At 49.3% G+C, this 6,133-nt stretch carries 3 protein-coding genes and 1 tRNA gene; 3 read left to right on the top strand and 1 reads right to left on the bottom strand.

Translation table 11 applies throughout. The annotated features are described in order from the left end of the window. Positions 1–69: 69 nt before the first annotated feature. Positions 70–143 (bottom strand) — tRNA-Ala (locus LAT75_RS14960). Positions 144–679: 536 nt separating this feature from the next. Here LAT75_RS14960 and LAT75_RS14955 point away from each other — a divergent pair. The 3 genes from LAT75_RS14955 to LAT75_RS14945 all read left to right on the top strand — a co-directional run bounded on the left by LAT75_RS14955 (position 680) and on the right by LAT75_RS14945 (position 5,899). Next, the gene (locus tag LAT75_RS14955) at positions 680–1,444 is read left to right on the top strand and encodes a LytTR family DNA-binding domain-containing protein (RefSeq protein ID WP_291483530.1); all 765 of its coding nucleotides are present in this window, start codon (positions 680–682) and stop codon (positions 1,442–1,444) included. A gap of 57 nt (positions 1,445–1,501) precedes the next feature. Beyond that, positions 1,502–4,435, top strand: a complete 2,934-nt coding sequence (locus LAT75_RS14950; protein WP_291483528.1) for a histidine kinase — start codon at positions 1,502–1,504, stop codon at positions 4,433–4,435. Between the two features lie 519 nt (positions 4,436–4,954). Further along, on the top strand, positions 4,955–5,899 hold the full coding sequence (locus LAT75_RS14945; protein ID WP_291483526.1) for an OmpA family protein: 945 nt from the start codon (positions 4,955–4,957) through the stop codon (positions 5,897–5,899). Positions 5,900–6,133 lie beyond the last annotated feature (234 nt).

Raw genomic sequence — 6,133 nt, 5'->3', positions numbered from 1 at the left:
CCGGTTTTCATAAAACAAAAAAGCCTTGCAAGTTATAAAACTTACAAGGCTTTAGAGGTGTTAAACCTGTGGAGCTATGGGGATTCGAACCCCAGACCTTCGCGCTGCCAGCGCGACGCTCTAGCCAGCTGAGCTATAGCCCCGAGCAAGACTTTAAATATAAGGCCTTTCTGCTGCTTTCCGCAAGTGCATTTACTGTAATTCTGTGTTTTATCAGAACAGCTGTTTTCAGGCTTTTTAAGCTACTCATTTAACGGCCTTCAAATCCATTAAGGTAAATGCAGGGTATGGCTCTGAAACTTTGAAATTACATACTTATTGCAAGTAATTATATATCAGCTTATTAGGCTTATTGTTTCCGGTAAATTAAAAGCAATGTGAACTCAGGCACAGATAGCATTACTTTTTTTATTAAATTCGATAAAGGACTCCGGGCTGCCGATCATATGCAGCTCTTGCTGGATTCTCAGTTTTTTAACTCATGTATAACCTTTGCCTGTGTTGTGCGTAAGGCCTGCGTTACGCAGGTCGGAATTGCGTTACCTACAGCAAGCGGTCTGCTTCATAACTTATTGTACTTAATCACTTTGATTCGGTTGGTTTCAGATAATTCTGCGTGTTTCCTAACGCATGCCTGTGCGTTTCAGGAACAAACCGATATCTCAGACTTCAGGAAAATTTGATAAAAGCTGTATTGATTGATGATCAGCCGGAAAACCGGGATCACCTAAGATCTCAGTTACTTGCGCATGCTGATCGGATTGAAATTGTGGGCGAGGCCGGTTCTGTTCATGCCGGTATCGCCCTGATCGGGTATGCGCAGCCTGATCTTCTTTTTTTGGATGTTGAGCTGAGCGACGGAACCGGCTTTGATCTGCTCGATGCAGTACCGGCTTATACCGGCCGGGTCGTTTTTGTTACCGCTTTTGAGAAATATGCGGTGCGTGCTTTTCGCTCCAATGCCATCGATTATCTGCTAAAACCCGTTGGGCAGGATGATCTTGAACAGGCCGTTGCCCGGATTTTTGTGCATGGTTTCAGCGACGAAGCCAACCGGCAGCTGTACCGCAGAGCGCTGCAGAATGCCGCCGCCCTTCGCGAAAGCCAGCAGCCGCCTCAGCAGATCGTTATTTCCTCCCTTCAGGGCATGGAAATGATTGATGCCTCAAAAATTACCTTCATTGAAGCCGATAACACCTACTCCAATGTTTACCTGAGCAACGGCAGCAAAATTACAGCTTCCAGACCTCTGCTGGAGTTTGAAGAAATTCTTGATGATGCCCGCTTTTTCCGGGTTCACCGCTCCTATCTCATCAATGTAAATCACCTTAAGCGGTTCGTATCCCGCGATGCGTATGCCGAACTCGTTTCAGGCCAGACGGTGCCCGTTTCCCGGCGAAAATCAGCGGCTTTCTCCAGTTTCCTAAAAGGTTCTGCCTGTTAAATGATGCGGCGTTCGGAACTACTCCTCAGATGCAGCGCTGCCCTTTTACTGGCTCTGATGCTGTTGTTATCGGGGGATGTGTTTCGTGATGCGAATGCGCAAATTTCACGGCCGCAAAACCTGCTCGCCGGTACCATTGTGTACGACATGGTGCAGGATGCCGAAGGAAACCTCTGGTTTGGAACCGAAAACGGACTTATTCGCTACGACGGGCACGGGCTGCGGCGCTACTCAACGGCTGAGGGCCTGCCCGGTAACAGCGTGCTTTATGTGGGTGCCGACGCAGCCGGCCGGGTTTGGGCGCTTGATTTTACAGGCAATACCTCTTTTGTACGGCAGGGTGTTTTGCATACGCCGGCTGATACGCCCCTGCTTGAAGATGCGGCCTCGTCCAATCTGGTTCAAACTTCGGTATTTACAGACGCCGACACCACCTGGATAGCATGGGAGCAGCATCGCGTAATGCGGTTTACGCCCGATCAGGCAGATAATTTCAGCTTTTTAAACCCTGAATTAGTTTCAGTAAGGCATATCGCCCGGGACCGCCGCGGCAACATTATGCTGGCCTCGGTCGATTCTCTGTATCAGGTAAGCCCGGGCAGCCTGTACCCGACGGCTGCTATCCGTAAGAGCTTCACCCCGGGTCGCGTGTTTAACTACCGCGGCGTGCCCTTCGCACCCTTTGGCACAGCATGGCAGCGAATGGAGTTTTCCGCAGATGCGGCCGCCGAATCAGCCGCTGCGCCCTGGATGACAGCCGGTGCCGAAACCATAAAATTTCCCCAGCCTGAAATTCGCGGGCGTATGTTTACGGCAATTGAAACCTACGATGAATTCATAGCGCTGGGCACCACCGACGGACTGTACTTCATCTCACCTGAACCCGGCCTGCCCGTAAAAACAGCGCTCGAAGGGATGTTTGTCAACCGTGTGCTTCAGGATTTTGAAGGAAACATCTGGGCTTCAACACTTGGCAGCGGTGTGTTTAAATTTCCGGCAGGATTTTGGCAAACAGCCGGTTTTGAAGCTTCAAAAGCCGGACTTTCATCCCTCAGAAGCCTACTGATACTGCCTGACGGGTCCGTAATTTACGGTTCGGCTTCAGAGGTTTACGGTTTGCACCGTAACAATGAGCTCACCCTCAGTTTACTTCCGGAATATATGTCATCACGGTTTGGCTTGCAGCTGCTGCTAATGGATTACTGGGGGGATGACATCGTGCTCGCATCATCGAACCGGCTTTTTTCGGGACCTGTTCGCAGCGATGGCACCATAGATTTTGAAGCAGGATATTTTGTTACAGTCGGAGGTGCCAAGCAGATCGTTCCGGTTTCCGAAAACAGGATTTATGCAGCTGCAACGGAGGGCATCATACAAATAGACCGCCTGCCTGACGGTGGGCTCACGCATCAGAATCTTTACAACAGGCGTTTTACGGCTCTCGCCTATCATCCCCGTTCCGGACTGATAGCAGGCAGTGCACAGGGGGTATGGCAATTTCGGGACAACCTCCTAACGCCCGTGTTTCAGGTGCTGGAAAATGCACAAATTACCGATCTGAAAAGATGGGGGCAGGATGAGCTGCTGATTTCAACCAATGGTTTCGGTCTTTGGCAGGCCTGCCTTCTAAGCGGCGAACTGTTTCGTTTATTTGAAGACGATCTGCGGCTGCTCAATATCAGAGAACTCAAGATTGATGAAACCGGTAACTGGTGGCTGGCTACCTCAACCGGCTTATTCAGTTACAACCCGGCAGCTGAGCAGCTCATCAGCTGGGATACCGGAAATATCCGGCGAATTGATGTTAAGAACGGTTTGCTCGCTTATATCACAAGTGATGTTGCTGTAGAGCGCTCGGTTGCTCAGGCTAACGGGCCGGAATTCAGGCTTAATCTGAACCATCCGCGGCTTATTGCTGATCAGGTGCAGGTAGCGCTGAAGGCTTCATCGCTGCTGTCGGGCGCTGACGGCTCAGAAACACGTACCTACAGTGCGGTGAGCCTGCCGCACCATACACGGCTGCTGCAACTCGATACAAGTGCTCCTTTTTTTCGGGAGGAAGGGCAGCTGAAATACTTTTTCCGGCTTGAACCTGCCGATACCGGGTGGCAGGAAACCCGGCAGCCGGATTTCACTTTTCGTGTATTGCGGCCGGGCAGTTACAGGCTGCATATCAGAGCTGAGGCACCCGGTGCACAGGCCGCAACAGCGCTGCTTATCCCGTTTGTGATTGAAGCGCCCTTCTGGAAAAAGAGCTGGTTTTTAGTGCTTACTTTCCTGCTAAGCCTCGGCTTGCTGGTTGCTCTGGTACAGCTACAGCTTCGGGCTGTTAAGAGAAGAGAACAGGCCAAGCTGCTGCAGTACGTAAAAACAGTTGAGCTCGAACAACAGGCGCTTACTGCGATGATGAACCCGCATTTTGTGTTTAATGTACTGAATTCCGTCAGGCAGTTTATGGCAGCAAAAGAAGACGGAAAAGCCGACGAATACCTGCTGTTGTTTGCCCGGCTGATCAGGCTGCAGCTTGAAGCAACCTTCCGGAAGAAAATCAGCCTCAGACAAGAGCTTGAACTACTCGAAATGTATGTGAGGCTGGAAAAGCTGAGAATTCAAAACCCGCTGGAATTTCATGTTTACTTATCTGAGGAACTTCAGGAAGAGCTCGATGAAATTGAGATTCCTTCAATGCTGATACAGCCCTTCCTGGAAAATGCGCTGCTTCATGGCATACAGCCTTCGGCTAAACCGGGTATTGTTTCGCTAACGGTTGCACTTGAGGGGCAAAACAGGCTCGTTGTAAAGCTTGAAGATAACGGAATAGGATTCGACAAAAACCATAAAACAAAACAAAACAGACATGAATCGCTCGCTTTGAAGCTGATAACGCAGCGCCTTGAACTCATGCAGCCCGGCCCGAAAACGGAAACCGCATTACTTATTGAAAGCAATCCCGGAGAAGGTACCGTTGTCAGGTTTGTTTTGCCGGTATAAAAAAAGGCCGCATCAACTACTGCACATTGCTTTAGGGCTGCCTTGCCTGTAACAGCCCCTGTTTAGGACTCATTTATCTCTCGATGTTAGTTATGCAGCAATACGTGCACCGTAGTTAATGCGGCTTCGTTTGGGTAATAATCCGTCTGTAGATAATAAAATGTAAGTACTGATATAATTTTATTGAAAAGAGAAACATCTGTTTTGCTATACCCAAATATACGTATGAAGCATACGGTACGTAATATTGGTTTAGTAAACGGTATTATTCACTTTGTGAGCGGTACGCATCCCATTAAAGTAGCAGTATGTACGTACTTTTTTTTCCTGATATAGGTCTTATTCCTGGCATTAACCGGATGAACATTTGTGCAGATACCTTATGCAGCCCCTAAGATAGGGCTTAAACAGAAAATATTGCAGATGACCTCGCCATCTGTTCACATAAAGGCCAAAAAGTGATATATTTGATGCTCACTTTCTCACACTCACAACCCACGCTGGTTTAAACCTATGACTATGAACCTGACTGTAAGAGCAATCTTCTTTCTCCTTGCTACCGTGCTGTTGTTCTCAGCATGTCGTTCATCCAAAGAAATTCTGCCTCCAAGTGAACGGACTCTCGAATACCTGATGAGCCTCGACCCGGAAATCCTCAAAACGCTGGATACCGATGGCGACGGCCTTTCTGATTACGATGAAATCTTTGTTTACGGTACCGATCCGCTGAACCCTGATACAGATGGGGATGGCCTTTCTGATTATGATGAAATCTTTAAATACGGCACCGATCCTCTCAACCCCGATACTGATGGCGACGGACTGTCTGATTTTGATGAAATATATGTTTACGGCACCGATCCGCTGAACCCTGACACCGACGGCGACGGCCTTTCTGATTACGATGAGATTTATGTTTACGGTACCGACCCGCTGAACCCTGACACCGACGGCGACGGCCTTTCTGATTACGATGAGATTTATGTTTACGGTACCGACCCGCTCAACCCTGATACCGATGGCGACGGCTTTACCGATGGTCAGGAAATTGAAATGGGCACCGACCCGCTTGATCCGAACGATCCTATTGTAATTCGCGAACTCAATCAGATCAACTTCGACTTCGACCGTTCTAACATCGACCGTCAGGCACGTACCGCGCTTCTTGCCAATGTTGAGAAACTGAACACAAACCCGAACTACACCATCCGCATCGAAGCCTTCACAGATAATGTTGGTACCGATCAGTACAACCTGCGCCTGTCTGTGCGCCGTGCAAATGCCGTTGCCGACTTCTACCGTGCACAAGGCATTTCAAGCGAGCGCATGACCGTTGTTGGTCTCGGTGTTGACCCGAACCCCTGTCTGAACCCGATTCCGGGCGACCGCGGCTGCCGCGAAAACCGTCGTGCCGCATCCGAGCCGATTCACCCGTTCCGCTTCCAGCCTCAGTTTAATAACTAAGCTTTTGGAAAACCGGATTAACTACCGGTAAACCTCACCTATACGCCCTGAATAAATCAGAAGGGCGTTGAAATTAATAAAGCCGCTCTGTGAGTTATTCGCAGAGCGGCTTTTTTTGGTGTGCCGTGCATGGCAACCAACTTGGTGGTGAAAGTCCACTATGGGGGTTTGTAATCGCCAACCATTAGCCAAGAGCAAGGGTGTCCATCGCGAGGTGGAATCTGAAGGAAGCTG

The organism is Cyclonatronum sp., assembly GCF_022565315.1.
Taxonomy (GTDB): Bacteria; Bacteroidota; Rhodothermia; order Balneolales; family Cyclonatronaceae; genus Cyclonatronum.
The sequence above is the reverse complement of the archived record's forward strand: the minus strand, read 5'-3'. Positions and strand labels throughout refer to the sequence as shown.